Genomic DNA, 14295 nt, shown 5'->3' on the forward strand with positions numbered 1-14295 from the left:
TTTGGTGGAGGCGAGGGGAGTTGAACCCCTGTCCGAAAGTTACAATATTGAATTTTCTCCGGGCTAAGTATGCGTATTTATAAAATTTCCCGATGTGAATCCCCCACATACAGGGTTTTTCGATCAGTAGCTTCATAAATCCATCTGCTACGCAAAGCTTAGTAGCAGCAGTACCCCGTTAAATTACGCCTGTCTTTGAGCCACGGGACTCCCGAAGCAGACGGCAGCTGCGATTAAGCAGCAAATGCTAATTGTTCGTTATTTTTTGCGTTTAATTTTAAGCTCTGAATTTTTTAACGAAGATTTCAAAAAACTTCGGCCCGCTTATCCAATACCGATTACCCCCGTCGAAAGCCATATACGCCCCCATGTTATCTATTATTATCTCTTAAATGGCGCTCCATATCTCGCTTGGCATCCTTTTTAGCCATGTCTTCCCTTTTATCATAAAGCTTCTTGCCTTGTGCGACAGCAAGTTCCATCTTAACAAGGCCTTTGCTTAAATAAATGCTTAAGGGTACGAGCGTAAGCCCTTTTTGCATCACCATTGCATTTAATTTGCGTATTTCGCTTTTATGAAGCAGCAGTTTCCTTACCCTAAGTGGGTCTTTATTAAATATATTGCCTTTTTCGTAAGGGCTTATATGCATGTTATAAACAAGCATTTCGCCGTTCTTTACCTGGGCAAAACTGTCCCTTAAATTGACCTTGCCCTGCCTTATGGATTTAACCTCCGTTCCGACCAGTTCAAGCCCTGCTTCATACGTATCCTCTATGAAATAATCATGCCGCGCCTTTTTATTTTGCGCTATTATCTTTACGCCTTTTTGCATATTGACCTCTTAATTAAATTATACTATTTCAAAGGTTACTGAACAAGTTCAAATTCCACCCTCTTCTGGCGGACATCTACGCTTTTAACGTAGACTTTGACCTTATCGCCCAGGCTATACCTCTTTTTAGTCCTCTCTCCTATGACACAGTAAAGCTTTTCAAAATAGACGTAAAAATCATCCTTGATTGAGCTTAGCAAAACTATACCTTCAATAGTATTATCAAGCTCTACAAACATCGCATTTTGTGTAACTCCGGATATCATGCCATCATACTTTTTGCCAACTTTGTCTTCCATATACTGAGCCTTTTTTATAGCCTCTATTTCACGCTCTGCTTCCATCGCGCGCCGCTCGTATTTAGATGATGTATCTGAAACAGCCGCTGCCTCTTTCCTTTTCTTATCTAAATTTTTCATTTTACCGTTAAGAGTATTCGATATTACCCTGTGTATATAAAGGTCCGGATACCTTCTTATCGGTGAAGTAAAGTGGCAGTAAAACTTAAATCCAAGCCCAAAATGGCCCCTGCATTCGTCTGAATATTCCGCCTTTTTCATAGACCGGAGGACTATTCTGCTTATTATATTTTCAAATTCCTCACCATTACACAGAGTAAGGATATTTTGTATGTCCTTTGTGTGGACATTGTCCGGCCTGCCCTTAAACTTATATCCCAAGTTAGCCAAAAATACTGTTAAAGCCTCCATCTTTCCGGCATCCATCTTATCGTGCACCCTATATATGAATGGAATATCCCTATAAAAATATTCCTCCGCAACGACTTTGTTAGCCATCAGCATAAACTCTTCTATCATATGTTCTGAAATGCCGCGTTCACGAACATGGACGTTTAATGGCTTACCGTTTTCATCGACATCTATTTTAGCTTCGTCTATGTTTAAATCGATGCTGCCGGCCGCCTTTCTGTTTTCTTCTAAAATACCGGCCAACTCTCTTGCCAGCAATATATCGCTAAATATATCTTCGTATTTGACTTTTAAAGCTTCATCTCCGCCCAAGATTTTATTTACATTGTTGTATGTCATCCTGTGTTTAGATTTAATAAAGCTCTTGCATATCCTATGCGACATAACCTGCCCTTTTTCATCTATATCCATCACACACGAAAGAGTCAGCCTTATCTCCTTTTCATTAAGCGAACATACCCCGTTTGACAGTACTTTAGGCAGCATAGGAACTACCTTATCCAACATATATACGCTTGTGCCGCGCTCAAGTGCACTTTTATCAAGCTCGCTTCCTTTACGAACATAATGCGATACGTCTGCTATGTGCACGCCCAGGCGGTAAACGCCATTAGATTTGCCTACGGATATTGCATCGTCTAAATCCTTTGCGTCGTCGCCGTCAATCGTAAAGACGTTGTCTGAAGTAAAATCTTCCCTGCCGTTTAAATCCTCGGCTATCGGGTGCCTTGCTGCCTTCTCGCTTTCTTTAATAACTTCGTTAGAAAACTCCTCGGGAATACCAAAGGCGCGTACTACAGACAATACATCTATACCTTTTTCATGCTCAGTCCCCAACAGCTCAATTACAGTTCCCTCTGCATGCCTTTCTCCACGTGCCCGTGCATCTATCCTGACAACTACCTTTTGGCCGCTTTTAAGGCCCTGCTGCCCTCTTCTTCTTATATAGATATCGTCATAGCACCTGTTGTCCGGGATGACCATCACAGCCCTCCCGTTTTTATCAACGGTTCCAACAATAACCTGAGAAGACTCCTTTAATACCCTTTCTATAATACCTTCTGCGCTTTTTCCATCCTTTGCCGTCTCGCTTACCTTAACTAAAACAGTATCTCCGTTTATAGCCCCGTTTTTATTGCCCGGCGGAATAAATATATCTCCCGTATCGTTATAGACAAAGCCAAAGCCTCTTTGATTGGCGCAAAACTCACCGGTTATATATCCTACGTGGAGTGGAAGAGCCAACTTAGCTCCCTTTGTCCTGAAAAGTTTATACTCGCCTATCAGTTCAAAAGCAGCCCTGTCTATGTCGTCCCCTTTTGCTTCATCTTTAAGGTATTCCTTTACCTTCTTTATCGGCATAGGCGTTCCTTTTTCTTCAATTACTCTAATGATCTCTTCTTTAATACTCATTTAATCTCCATAAAAATTTTTAAAAAAAGCGTGCCACTAGAGCACGCTTAAATATCTTTTTTACTTGGCATCACGAAAACTTTTGGATGATAAGAAGTGCAACGGCTATTATCATGAAACCCACAGCGCAGATTTTTGTAAATCTGGCCATTTTGGCTTCCATTCCTCTTGCCTTTTTTGATCCTCCTCCAAATGAAGTATCCGAGGCGCCACCAAGTGCTCCTGATACACCTGCACCCTTGCTGGGTTGCAGTAACACAGTTACTATCAACACTATTGCAAATATGCAAAGAATAACTTGTAATATTATTGATAAAATTTGCATGTAAAAACCTCCAAATTACATAACATGCTGATAATAACATAGTTTATAATAAAAATCAATATATTATTTATAAATCTGCATCTTAAAAATAACGCATATAATTAGTATGTTTTAAAAATAAAATAAAATAATAAATATATGAATATAAAAGATAAATTTCAAAAATCAAGGCCTAAAAAAAGAGCTATCGTAAACATTGCAGTCGGTTTATTCTCCGGTATAATAAATGGATTTTTAGGTTCTGCTGGCGGTATAGCTGTAGTTGAGTGCTTGGAACTAGAAGGCTATGAAACTAAAGTCTCCCATGCAACCGCATTATTAGTGATACTTCCGCTTTCTATATTAAGTGTCATATTTTACGCCGGTTCCGGTTATTTAGAAGTAAACTCCCTTATATTTTTGTCAATAGGTTCTCTTATAGGTGGCATTTTAGGTGCAATGCTGCTTAAAAAAGCCAGCCCTAAGTTTATAAACCGCCTCTTTACACTTATTATCATCGTTTGCGGAGTGAGGATGTTGTTTTGAATATAATCCTCATTATAACTGGGACAGCATTCGGGATCATAGGTGGTATGGGAATGGGCGGCGGTGTGATATTAATACCTGTATTAACTTTATTGCTTAGCTTTTCCCAGCATGGTGCGCAGGCTTTAAACCTTGCCATATTTTTTCCAATGGCCGTAGCCGCCATTGTCCTTCATTTTAAGCATAAGTTAATACGCCTAAGATCAGCGGTAAAACTAATAATAGGAGGACTGCCCGGTGCCGCACTAGGTGCATACCTTGCTATTTTGCTGGACGAAAGGACACTGCGTACTGTATTCGGCACGTTTTTGCTCCTAGTTGCAGCATATAGAATTTATATTATGGAAATCAAAGACAAAAAGAGCAAAAAACTTTAATCCTGCCTTACAGTTTTCAAAACCACTCTTTTGAAAAAGACATTCTTTACCGTTAAGACGAACTTTTTATCCGGAAAATCTTTATAATCATAAAGCATTATCTTTTCCGGGGCTAAATTTATAAGCATACTCAAAACGATATCAGAAGAAGACATACTCCCTTTAATGCCCAAGTTGCTCTCATATTTAGCGTAATCTATTTCGTCGCCGTTTTCATCTGACAACACATATTTGTTGCCTTCGTATTTTAAATTAACAAGCTTTTTAACGGGTTTTTTTATCGATACGAAATACCTTAGAATGCTGATAAAATCCCGGTAATCCTTTTCCAGAATATACCCTTGCACAACACGCTTTAACATATCTTCCCATGATTTTTTATGGTCCTGTAAGCGGAAATTTAAAAATCCATCCAAAATTATTTCATTTTTTTTACTCTCTTCAAAATATTTTCTAACCCGTTTTTCTATATCAACTTTTGTCAAAGTATAATTGTCTATCTTGTCTTTTTTTCTGAACCACAGTAACCTTAGCGTCTTAATCAATACGTCGCATTGAGCGCGTTCTTCTAAAAAAGCATACTTTTTTTTCACAGTTTCAACTAAAAACCTAAGCTGCATGTTTTCAACTATTACATCAGATATTATCCTTGATATCAGTATATCGCCTTCAACGTCTTTCGCCTCAACTTCAAACAATATAGCGCCTTTGCCCTTTTCTTCGTTTTTTATTATTTTTAAATGTTTACAACGTTCTATTTTCCTTTTAAGCAACGTATGGACATATTCACTTTTTTTAGTAAGAACTATAGAGTATTTCAATTTTTTATTCACTTTCTATCCTGATAGAATACAATATGCTTCCTGCCATAATAATGTTTTTGCGTTAAATTTAGTATGCTCATATTTGACTTATAGCAAATTAACAATATCTAGATAAAAAGTCCAAAAAAAGAGTTTCTCTTATTGACATAATTTTAAAATGATTTTATTGTAATTTATAGTAACAAATTTTTATTTTAATTTAAGGAGGGTTAAATGTCTATCGCTGGTGCAAAAGCCAGAAGTATTTTTAAAGACGGGCATAATTGTTCTCAATCAGTACTTTTGGCCTTTTCAGACGAATTTAATATCGACCCAGATACTCTTTTAAACCTCGCCTCTTCTTTTGGAGGCGGCATGGGAAGGTTAAGAGAAGTATGCGGTGCTGTAAGCGGCATGTTTATGGTCGTAGGTCTTAAATACGGATATTCTGATCCTAAAGATTATAATGCCAAATCCACTCATTATAAATTGATACAATATCTCGCAAAAGAGTTTAAGCGTCAAAACGGTTCTATCATATGCAGGGAATTGTTAAAAGAACGTAAAGACCAGAATACATTTGTTCCTGAAAAAAGAACTGAAACTTACTATCAAACCCGCTCATGTCCTGACATGGTAGAAATGGCCGCTGCAATTGTAGAAAAAATAATGAATGTAACCGGAAAAATAGCAATTGCATGTGATAACGGTGTTATTTCCCCAGAACTTGAAAACTGCACTCAATTTTTGGTTTTCAGCATAAGCGGTAACGTCATTGTAAAATGCGAAACCGTAACTTGCGACTTAAATGAAAATATCGCCGATTTCTTGTCCGGCCTAAACGTAGACTCCGTTGTTTCAGGTAGTATTAAGGATACCTCGGCCTTTAATAAAAAAGGGATTAAAACGATCACTCAGGCAAAAGGCGTTCCCTATATGTTTTTGCAAAGTAACGTAGTAAACGCCAAATAAAAATTTAATAAAAAATAATCCAATGGAAAAACCATTGGATTATTTTAATTTAAATATTATTATATACTTGCTCCTGCCAGGAAACCTTCTCTCGTTGCTTCAAGTGCATTCCTCGCTTTTGAAGCGTCTCCCACAACTTTCACTTCAACTTTGCCCTTAAGGTCATCGGCAAGCTTATTATTTGGCAATACGCCTAAAGCCATAACTATCGTATCAGCTTTAACGTCCATCACTTCACCATCCGCATCCACCTTAGCTCCCGACTTAGTTATCTCCAGTAGCTTTGTATTTGTCATTACGCTTATATGCTGCCTCTCTATCGCCTTCATAAGAAGCACCTTTCTTGTGAACTCTTCTTCTTTAGCTATTTCCGGAAGCATCTCTACTATTGTAACCTGTCTTCCTAAAGATGCTAAGTAGGTTGCCGTTTCACAGCCTATAAGCCCGCCGCCGGCAACAATTACTTTCTGTTTGGCTGTAACTTTACCAAGCAGTATGTCTTGTGCGTCCACAACGTTTTCTCCATCGATTCCAGTAACCGGAGGCCTTGATATATAAGAACCTGTTGCCAAAATCACTACGTCCGGTTTATCCTTTTCAAAAACAGAAACAGAATATTCCGTATTCAGCTTGATATTAACTCCTAATTTGGCTACCTGCCTTGCTGCCCAAGCCGAATAAGAAGCAAAATCTCCCTTTGCCGGTGCTATAGCCGCTAAGTTATACTGCCCGCCTAGCCTGTCTGTTTTTTCATATATAGTAACGCTATGCCCTGCAATAGCAGCAGCTCTTGCTGCTTCTAAGCCTGCCGGGCCGCCACCTACAACTGTAACCTTTTTGGGGTTGCTTGTCTTTTTAAGTTCATTTAAATATTCAAATCCCAATGTTGGGTTAACAAGGCAGCGAATAGGCTGGTTATTAAATAGTATTTCTAAACATCCCTGCTGGCAACCTATGCAGTGCCGTATATCTTCATAGCGCCCCTCTTTAAATTTATTTGGCAGTTCAGGGTCAGCTAGGGAACCCCTTCCCATTGCTACCATATCGGCCTTACCGGAGCTAATTACGCTTTCAGCAATTAACGGGTCGTTAATACGTCCGACGGTTATAACAGGAATATTCACCACTTTTTTGACAGCTTCAGCATAATCAACGATCCATGCCGGTGTAATATTCAAAGGTGGTATTATCGCCCAGGTGCTTTCATAAACGCCGGCAGAAACATGTAATGAGTCAACTCCTGCTTTTTCAAGCATTATTGCTATTGTCTTTGTCTCCTCTATCGTACGCCCTCCTGGGACATATTCATCTGCCGAAATTCTAAAATCGATCGTGAAATCCGGGCCGCATTTTTCTCTTATATCTGCTATTATTTCAAGCGGAAACCGTACGCGGTTCTTAAGTGGGCCGCCATATTCGTCGTTTCGTTTGTTAGAGTACTTGGACATAAACTGTGCAATCAAATATCCATGGGCTCCATGTACTTCAATACCGTCGAATCCGGCCTTTTTCGCTCTAAGTGCTGTATCTCCAAACTGAGATACGATTTTTTTAACTTCATCTGTTGTAAGCTCTCTTGGAACTTGCCCTAGAATCGGGCACGGAAGTGGAGACGCCGAAACCGGCTGCTTTCCTATTACGGCAGATGTAGTTTGCCTGCCGCAATGGTAGACCTGTGCAAAGATTTTAGCTCCTGCCTTATGTACTCTCTCCGTTAATTTAGTATGAGACGCTATCTGTTCGTCTTTCCAAAGGCCCGGAGTCCAAAAACCTCTTCCCAGCGGATCTACGGCATAATCTTCTACGATTATAAGGCCCCATCCGCCTTTTGCCTTAGCCTCGTGGTAAGCTATAAACCTTTCTGTTGCCATTCCATCGGTATCGCAAAATACTGTAACCATTGGGGCAACTACCAACCTATTTTTAAGCTTTGTGCTTCCAATTGAAATAGGCCTGAAAATTGGACTTTTGCTTAGATTTTTCATTTCAGTTAATCCTCCTCTTTTTCATTATTCATTAAAAACAGTGGATCTATTCTGCAATTAAAAATATGTTTGGTATATTTATTATTATAATCTTAATATTTAGATAATACAAATTTATAAGGTAAGTTTAACCAATTTTTAATATTTTTACTTTCTTTTTACAACTCACATATTGCCGATTTTACATATGTCGTATATAATATCATTGGAATAATATGAAAATTATAGAAAGGATACAAATGGAAGTTTTAAGAGCAAAAAAAGGGTTCATATGCGATATGGACGGCGTAATATATAAAGGCAATAAGCTTTTGCCGGGTGTTAAAGAGTTTGTTAACTGGCTTTACCGTGAAAATAAGAAGTTCTTATTTTTAACAAACAGCAGTGAAAAATCCCCTAAAGAGCTTCAGCAAAAACTTGAGCGTATGGGGCTTGATGTAGACGAAAGCCACTTTTACACAAGCGCTCTTGCTACTGCAAAATTTTTATGCAAACAAAACCCTGGCTGCAGTGCATATGTTATCGGAGAACCTGGCCTATTTAATGCTTTGCACGACGTTGGAATAACAATTAACGATGTTAACCCGGATTATGTAGTTGTCGGTGAAACTAGCAATTATAATTATGGGCATATTCGCCGGGCAATGAGGCACGTGTTTAACGGCGCTAAATTAATAGGTACTAATACTGACCTTACAGGCCCAGGAGAAAACGGTATACTTCCCGCCTGCCGCGCTTTGGTACTGCCTATTGAAGCTACGACCGGGAAAAAAGCATATTATATCGGCAAACCGAACCCATTGATGATGCGTACAGGTCTTCAGATCTTAGGTGTGCACTCAGAGGAAACAGCTATGATAGGCGACCGTATGGATACGGACATAATCGCCGGTATAGAATCTGGCCTAGACCCTATCCTCGTACTTACAGGCGTTACTACACTAAATATAATGTCTCAGTACCCATATAGGCCAAGGCTTGTGCTAGACGGAGTTAAAGATATACCGGAAGCACTATAATAGCCTAAATAATCGATATTATAATTATTATAAATATAAATAGGAAGGCTTTTAAGCCTTCCTATTTTTTATCATTAGTTTTATTTTTATCATTAGTTTTAGCTAAATAAAAACGTAAAACCCTTGAAACCATTGGTATCAAAGGGTTTTTGTTTGGTGCCGAAGACCGGAATCGAACCGGTACGGTTGTTACACCGCAGGATTTTAAGTCCTGTGCGTCTGCCAGTTCCGCCACTTCGGCTGAAACGCGCCAAAAAAAATGGAGGCGCCACCCAGATTTGAACTGGGGAATAAAGGTTTTGCAGACCTTTGCCTTACCACTTGGCCATGGCGCCATTGGAGCGGAAGACGGGATTCGAACCCGCGACATTCGCCTTGGCAAGGCGACACTCTACCACTGAGTCACTCCCGCAGATAAGTGGTGCCTCAGGGTGGAATCGAACCGCCGACACAGGGATTTTCAGTCCCTTGCTCTACCGACTGAGCTACCGAGGCATAATGGCGACCCGGAAGAGACTCGAACTCTCGACCTCTAGCGTGACAGGCTAGCGTTCTAACCAACTGAACTACCGGGCCTAATAATTGGTGGGAACAACAGGGCTCGAACCTGTGACCCCTTGCTTGTAAGGCAAGTGCTCTCCCAGCTGAGCTATGCTCCCACAAATTATATTTGTTAATGTGCCAAATCATCTGACGCGTATTTTATTTTATATCATAAGAAACACTATGTCAATATGGTTTTTCCCTTTTTTAACGCCTTTGCCTAAGTTCTGCCAAAATATCTTTGGGCTGCATGTCAAGCTCTGCTAAGAGCACCAATACATGGTATGTAAGATCTGCCGCTTCATACCTGACTTCATCTTTAGAAAGATTTTTTGCCGCAATAATAACCTCGGCACTTTCTTCGCCGACTTTTTTAAGTATTTTATCTAAGCCCTTTTCAAACAGGTAATTTGTATAAGATCCTTCTTTTTTATTTACCTTTCTGTTCTTTATGACGTCAAACAGTTCGTCTATTATAGCGTACTTGCCGTCTTTAATATCCATCACTTCATAATTGCCGTCGCCAAAGCAGGTATAACTACCCGTGTGGCATGCGTTGCCAACCTGCTCTACCAAAGCAAGTATCGTATCCTTATCGCAGTCTAGTAAAAGCTTTTTTACATATTGAAAGTTTCCGGAAGTTTCACCCTTTATCCAAAGAGTATTTCTGCTCCTTGAAAAATATGTCATCTTACCTGTTTTAACAGTTGCCTCGATGCTTTCCCTGTTCATCCAGGCTTGCATTAAAACAGCACCTGTTACCACGTCCTGTGTAACTACTGCTACAAGCCCTTTTTCGTTGAATTTGATTTTTTCTATGTTTTTAAGAAAGTCCTTCATAATGTTTCTCCAATATTTATAATCTGACAGGTATATTATTTTTTGCCAAATAATCTTTTACCTGTTTTATAGTCAGTTCTTGATAATGAAACAATGATGCGGCTAAAACTGCGTCTGCTCCGCCCTTAACTATAACGTCTTTAAAGTGCGATAACTGCCCTGCTCCGCCGGAAGCGATAATAGGTACGTTAACCACCTTGCTTATCTCTTTTGTAAGCTCTATGTCATAGCCGCTCTTTGTCCCATCGGTATCCATGCTAGTAACAAGCAGCTCTCCCGCACCCAAATCGCAGGCTTTCTTCGCCCATTTTACCGCATCTATGCCTGTATTTATCCGGCCCCCGTTTAAGTAAACGTCAAAGCCATTTTTGCCTTCTCTCCTTTTTGCATCGATAGCAACGACAACACACTGGCTCCCGAATTTTTCAGCTGCCTCAGAAATTATACTTGGGTTTTTCACGGCAGCGGAATTTACCGAGATCTTATCCGCCCCTGCTTTTAAAATACGCCTGAAATCTTCTATCGTGCGAATTCCGCCGCCGACCGTCAACGGTATAAAGACTTCGTTTGCTGTTTTTTCTACTACGTCTTCCATTATGCCTCTGTTGTCAGACGATGCTGTAATATCCAGAAAAACAAGCTCATCCGCGCATTGCCTGTTATATTCCTTAGCTATCTCGACCGGGTCGCCTGCATCCTTTAAGTTGACAAAATTTACCCCTTTAACAACGCGCCCGGCATGCACGTCCAAACATGGTATTATCCTCTTAGTCAGCATATTTTATTGCCTCTTTCAGCGTAAAATTCCCGTTATAAAGCGCCTTGCCGACTATGACGCCGGATGCGCCTGCTTCCTTTACTGCTTTTATGTCATCAAGGGTTGAAATACCGCCGGAAGCTATTATATCGATACGCGTTTTTTGAACCATTTCTTTTGTCCATTCTACATTCGGGCCGCTTAGCATCCCATCCTTTGATATGTCGGTAAAAATAATGGTATTGATACCTATGTCCTTCATCTTAAGTGCAAACTCAATAGGCGATACACTCGTCTTTTCTACCCAGCCGGAAATTGCTATCCCGCTTTCATTAGCATCTATGCCTATAACTATTTTGCCTGGGTACTTCTTGAATGCTTCTTTTACAAGTTCAGGATTTTTATATGCCGCAGTTCCTATAATTACCCGGCCTATGCCAAGCCCTATCCTCTCGTCTACATCCTCAAGGGTGCGTATTCCGCCACCCAGCTGAATAGGAATGTTTATGTTATCCAGTATTTCTTTAACCGTATCCCTGTTTGAAAATCTACCTTGGATTGCAGCATCTAAGTCTACTACATGAATAAACTTAGCCCCTTGAGCCTGCCATCTTTTAGCCATTTCAACTGGTTTTCCATACTGCGTTTCACTATTCATATCGCCTTTTACAAGGCGGACGCATTTTCCGCCCTTTATATCTATAGCCGGATAAATTATCATTTAAGCCCTCCGAAACGTCTTAACATATTAAGCCCTTTACCTGCGCTTTTTTCCGGGTGGAACTGCAAACCAAAGACATTGCCTTTGCTTACAGCAGAAACAAACTCATACCCGTATTCTGTAGTTGCAATTACATTTTCTTCAGGGACATTTACCGCATGGTATGAATGTACGAAATAAACATAGAGGTTTTCTTCTTTAGGTATTATCGGATTATCATGGACTTTGAGCGAATTCCAGCCCATATGAGGCACTTTTTTATCTGTCAGCGAGAAATGTTCTACACCACCGGAAACAACTTTTAACCCCTCACTGCGCCCATATTCCAGGCTGTAGTCAAATAAAAGCTGCATGCCTAAACATATCCCAAGAAAGGGTTTGCCACTGTCTATGCTTTTTTTAATAGGTGTAATCAAACCCCTTTTATTTAAATTAGACATCGCATCGGCAAAAGCTCCGACTCCTGGAAGTATAACATGAGAAGCATCTAAAATATCCTTTTTTTCTGACGTTATCTTTGCCTCAAAGCCTAGAAAATCAAGCGCCTTTTTAACGCTTTTAAGATTTCCCATTCCATAATCTATTATCGCTATCATTCTTTCTCCCAATTAATAAAACCCTTAGTTGACGGAATGCCTTTGATGCGGCTGTCCATTTCAAGCGCTTCTCTCATCGCCCGTGCTGCCGCCTTAAACATAGCTTCTATTACGTGGTGCGCATTTTTCCCGTCTATAAGCCTTATATGGAGCGTTAAATTGGCCTGGTTTGAAAAAGCCCTGAAAAACTCCTCATATAGCTGTACATCGTCGTTGTCTATGTCGGCGTCGTATACGAGATACGGCCTGCCTGAAAAATCAAGCGACACACAAACCAGCGCCTCATCCATAGGGATAAATTTAGTTGAATACCTGTTGACGCCTTTAAGATCGCCTGCCGCAACTTTAAAAGCCTGTCCTAATACTATGCCTATATCTTCAACTGTGTGATGTGAATCTACATATAAGTCTCCGTCGCAGGTAATCTTTATATCAAAACACCCATGCTTTGTAAAAAGCTCAAGCATATGATCCAGAAACCCTATTCCGGTATTAATTTCGCATTTGCCTGTCCCGTCAATGTTTAAATTAAGATTTATTTTAGTTTCACCGGTAAATCTTTTTAATTCAGACGACCTCATTTTTCTTCCTCCAATTTATCAAATCTCACTCGCGCAGAGCGCTCATGTGCTGTCAGCCCTTCTAGGTTGGCAAAACGGCCTACATCGCTGTATACCTTTTTATAAGCTTCCTTGCTATAATCGATTAAACTTGACTTTAAGATAAAGTCATCAACGGATAATGCCGATGAAAACCTGGCTGTCGAATTCGTCGGCAGTACATGGTTAGTTCCTGCAAAGTAATCCCCCAACGGCTCAGGTGCATATTGACCTATAAATATAGCCCCTGCTGCCTTTACCTTATCTACTATATCATAAGGGTTTTTAACAATAAGTTCAATATGTTCAGGCGCAATATCATTTGCGATACTTACTGCTTCATCAAGATTTTCAACGATAATTATCGCGCCGAAATTTTTTATAGAATTTTTGGCTATATTAGCCCTCTTAATAAGCCCTAACTGCCGCGTAACCTCACGGTCTGTCTTTTCAGCTATTTCTTCGTCCGTTGTAATAAGAATGCATGCTGCCGCCTCATCATGTTCTGCCTGAGACAGAAGGTCTGCTGACAGCCATTCCGGTTTGGCAGATGAATCGGCTATTATAAGGATCTCAGAAGGCCCTGCTATCATGTCTATCCCCACCTGCCCAAAGACTTCTCTTTTAGCAGCGGCGACGTATGCATTCCCCGGGCCGGTTATTTTATCCACTTTTTCGATACTTTGCGTACCATATGCAAGCGCAGCTATTGCCTGTGCACCGCCGATTTTATAAATGACGTCTGCCCCCGCTATATCTGCCGCAACGAGTATTGCAGGAGATATATTCCCGTTTTTATCTGCCGGAGTAGCTATCGAAATGTTGCTGGCTCCTGCAACTTTTGCGGGTATGACGTTCATCAAAACACTTGACGGATATGAAGCTTTCCCGCCCGGCACATATAATCCCACCTTATCAATTGGCCTTATTATCTGCCCTACTTTTGCTCCGTCTTTTTCGATAAACCAGCTCTTTCTAAGCTGTTTTTCATGAAAAGTCTTGATGTTTTGCGCGCTTTTCTTCAAAACTTCTATAGTTTCCGGTTTTACTGTATCATAAGCTAAATCAATCTCTTTTTGGGTAACAGTCATATTGCCTTCGTCTATATCAAACCCGTCGAATTTTTTAGTATAGTAAAATAACGCTTTATTCCCCCTTTGAGCAACATCGTCTATAATACTTCTAACAATTTTTAAGACATTTGCATCATTTATAGCCGCGCGGGATTTTAAACGTTTTAAAACTTCTGTGCGTTGTTCATAATAATAAATCTGCAT

General features: G+C 40.1%; 15 protein-coding genes, 6 tRNA genes and 1 other RNA gene. 4 read left to right on the top strand and 18 right to left on the bottom strand.

Features of this window, described 5'->3' with window-relative positions:
- Positions 1–2 precede the first annotated feature (2 nt).
- From ssrA to secG, 4 genes are all read right to left on the bottom strand, one after another.
- Positions 3–368: a transfer-messenger RNA gene (gene ssrA, locus R2876_07450) on the bottom strand.
- A gap of 3 nt (positions 369–371) precedes the next feature.
- Entirely contained in the window at positions 372–833 is a 462-nt protein-coding gene (gene smpB / locus R2876_07455; GenBank protein MEZ4358432.1) for an SsrA-binding protein SmpB, read from the bottom strand.
- Between the two features lie 35 nt (positions 834–868).
- Positions 869–2956: a ribonuclease R gene (rnr, locus tag R2876_07460; GenBank protein ID MEZ4358433.1), complete on the bottom strand. Its 2088-nt coding sequence runs from the start codon at positions 2954–2956 to the stop codon at positions 869–871.
- Positions 2957–3026: 70 nt separating this feature from the next.
- Entirely contained in the window at positions 3027–3281 is a 255-nt protein-coding gene (gene secG / locus R2876_07465) for a preprotein translocase subunit SecG (GenBank protein MEZ4358434.1), read from the bottom strand.
- Between the two features lie 138 nt (positions 3282–3419).
- Between secG and R2876_07470 the strand changes: the two genes are divergently transcribed.
- Both R2876_07470 and R2876_07475 read left to right on the top strand, forming a co-directional pair.
- Positions 3420–3806: a sulfite exporter TauE/SafE family protein gene (locus R2876_07470; protein MEZ4358435.1), complete on the top strand. Its 387-nt coding sequence runs from the start codon at positions 3420–3422 to the stop codon at positions 3804–3806.
- Positions 3803–4183 (top strand): sulfite exporter TauE/SafE family protein, encoded by a 381-nt coding sequence (locus R2876_07475; GenBank protein MEZ4358436.1) that lies wholly within the window; start codon positions 3803–3805, stop codon positions 4181–4183. The genes R2876_07470 and R2876_07475 overlap by 4 nt, the downstream gene beginning before the upstream one ends.
- Here R2876_07475 and R2876_07480 read toward each other — a convergent pair.
- The gene (locus R2876_07480) at positions 4180–5016 is read right to left on the bottom strand and encodes a putative sporulation protein YtxC (protein MEZ4358437.1); all 837 of its coding nucleotides are present in this window, start codon (positions 5014–5016) and stop codon (positions 4180–4182) included. The genes R2876_07475 and R2876_07480 overlap by 4 nt on opposite strands.
- Before the next feature lie 204 nt (positions 5017–5220).
- Between R2876_07480 and R2876_07485 the strand changes: the two genes are divergently transcribed.
- Entirely contained in the window at positions 5221–5958 is a 738-nt protein-coding gene (locus R2876_07485; GenBank protein ID MEZ4358438.1) for a C-GCAxxG-C-C family (seleno)protein, read from the top strand.
- A gap of 59 nt (positions 5959–6017) precedes the next feature.
- Here R2876_07485 and R2876_07490 read toward each other — a convergent pair whose 3' ends face one another.
- Complete coding sequence (locus R2876_07490) at positions 6018–7943, bottom strand: FAD-dependent oxidoreductase (GenBank protein MEZ4358439.1); 1926 nt, start codon at positions 7941–7943, stop codon at positions 6018–6020.
- A 239-nt stretch (positions 7944–8182) separates the two neighbouring features.
- On the opposite strand from R2876_07490, the gene R2876_07495 reads away from it, so the two are divergent.
- Complete coding sequence (locus R2876_07495) at positions 8183–8962, top strand: HAD-IIA family hydrolase (protein MEZ4358440.1); 780 nt, start codon at positions 8183–8185, stop codon at positions 8960–8962.
- Between the two features lie 154 nt (positions 8963–9116).
- Here the strand turns inward: R2876_07495 and R2876_07500 are convergent.
- From R2876_07500 to hisD, 12 genes are all read right to left on the bottom strand, one after another.
- Positions 9117–9203: transfer RNA gene (locus R2876_07500), tRNA-Leu, on the bottom strand.
- Positions 9204–9222: 19 nt separating this feature from the next.
- Positions 9223–9297 (bottom strand) — tRNA-Cys (locus R2876_07505).
- A 2-nt stretch (positions 9298–9299) separates the two neighbouring features.
- A tRNA-Gly gene (locus R2876_07510) sits at positions 9300–9374 on the bottom strand.
- Between the two features lie 7 nt (positions 9375–9381).
- Positions 9382–9457 (bottom strand) — tRNA-Phe (locus R2876_07515).
- Between the two features lie 4 nt (positions 9458–9461).
- Positions 9462–9538: transfer RNA gene (locus R2876_07520), tRNA-Asp, on the bottom strand.
- A gap of 7 nt (positions 9539–9545) precedes the next feature.
- A tRNA-Val gene (locus tag R2876_07525) sits at positions 9546–9621 on the bottom strand.
- A gap of 91 nt (positions 9622–9712) precedes the next feature.
- Complete coding sequence (hisIE, locus tag R2876_07530; GenBank protein ID MEZ4358441.1) at positions 9713–10345, bottom strand: bifunctional phosphoribosyl-AMP cyclohydrolase/phosphoribosyl-ATP diphosphatase HisIE; 633 nt, start codon at positions 10343–10345, stop codon at positions 9713–9715.
- Between the two features lie 16 nt (positions 10346–10361).
- Complete coding sequence (gene hisF, locus R2876_07535; GenBank protein ID MEZ4358442.1) at positions 10362–11123, bottom strand: imidazole glycerol phosphate synthase subunit HisF; 762 nt, start codon at positions 11121–11123, stop codon at positions 10362–10364.
- Entirely contained in the window at positions 11113–11823 is a 711-nt protein-coding gene (hisA, locus tag R2876_07540; protein MEZ4358443.1) for a 1-(5-phosphoribosyl)-5-[(5-phosphoribosylamino)methylideneamino]imidazole-4-carboxamide isomerase, read from the bottom strand. The genes hisF and hisA overlap by 11 nt, the downstream gene beginning before the upstream one ends.
- Complete coding sequence (gene hisH / locus R2876_07545) at positions 11820–12419, bottom strand: imidazole glycerol phosphate synthase subunit HisH (protein ID MEZ4358444.1); 600 nt, start codon at positions 12417–12419, stop codon at positions 11820–11822. The genes hisA and hisH overlap by 4 nt, the downstream gene beginning before the upstream one ends.
- Complete coding sequence (hisB, locus tag R2876_07550) at positions 12416–13000, bottom strand: imidazoleglycerol-phosphate dehydratase HisB (protein MEZ4358445.1); 585 nt, start codon at positions 12998–13000, stop codon at positions 12416–12418. The genes hisH and hisB overlap by 4 nt, the downstream gene beginning before the upstream one ends.
- Positions 12997–14295, bottom strand: a complete 1299-nt coding sequence (gene hisD / locus R2876_07555; GenBank protein MEZ4358446.1) for a histidinol dehydrogenase — start codon at positions 14293–14295, stop codon at positions 12997–12999. Before hisD ends, hisB begins: the two co-directional genes overlap by 4 nt.

This window comes from Eubacteriales bacterium, from assembly GCA_041390245.1.
Classification (GTDB): Bacteria; Bacillota; Clostridia; order Christensenellales; family JAWKQI01; genus JAWKQI01.

Bases quoted from the DNA above. Each gene is read 5' to 3' on its own strand.
- smpB (MEZ4358432.1), bottom strand. From the start codon at position 833: ATGCAAAAAGGCGTAAAGATAATAGCGCAAAATAAAAAGGCGCGGCAT.
- rnr (MEZ4358433.1), bottom strand. From the start codon at position 2,956: ATGAGTATTAAAGAAGAGATCATTAGAGTAATTGAAGAAAAAGGAACG.
- secG (MEZ4358434.1), bottom strand. From the start codon at position 3,281: ATGCAAATTTTATCAATAATATTACAAGTTATTCTTTGCATATTTGCA.
- R2876_07470 (MEZ4358435.1), top strand. From the start codon at position 3,420: ATGAATATAAAAGATAAATTTCAAAAATCAAGGCCTAAAAAAAGAGCT.
- R2876_07485 (MEZ4358438.1), top strand. From the start codon at position 5,221: ATGTCTATCGCTGGTGCAAAAGCCAGAAGTATTTTTAAAGACGGGCAT.
- R2876_07490 (MEZ4358439.1), bottom strand. From the start codon at position 7,943: ATGAAAAATCTAAGCAAAAGTCCAATTTTCAGGCCTATTTCAATTGGA.
- R2876_07495 (MEZ4358440.1), top strand. From the start codon at position 8,183: ATGGAAGTTTTAAGAGCAAAAAAAGGGTTCATATGCGATATGGACGGC.
- hisIE (MEZ4358441.1), bottom strand. From the start codon at position 10,345: ATGAAGGACTTTCTTAAAAACATAGAAAAAATCAAATTCAACGAAAAA.
- hisF (MEZ4358442.1), bottom strand. From the start codon at position 11,123: ATGCTGACTAAGAGGATAATACCATGTTTGGACGTGCATGCCGGGCGC.
- hisA (MEZ4358443.1), bottom strand. From the start codon at position 11,823: ATGATAATTTATCCGGCTATAGATATAAAGGGCGGAAAATGCGTCCGC.
- hisH (MEZ4358444.1), bottom strand. From the start codon at position 12,419: ATGATAGCGATAATAGATTATGGAATGGGAAATCTTAAAAGCGTTAAA.
- hisB (MEZ4358445.1), bottom strand. From the start codon at position 13,000: ATGAGGTCGTCTGAATTAAAAAGATTTACCGGTGAAACTAAAATAAAT.
- hisD (MEZ4358446.1), bottom strand. From the start codon at position 14,295: ATGCAGATTTATTATTATGAACAACGCACAGAAGTTTTAAAACGTTTA.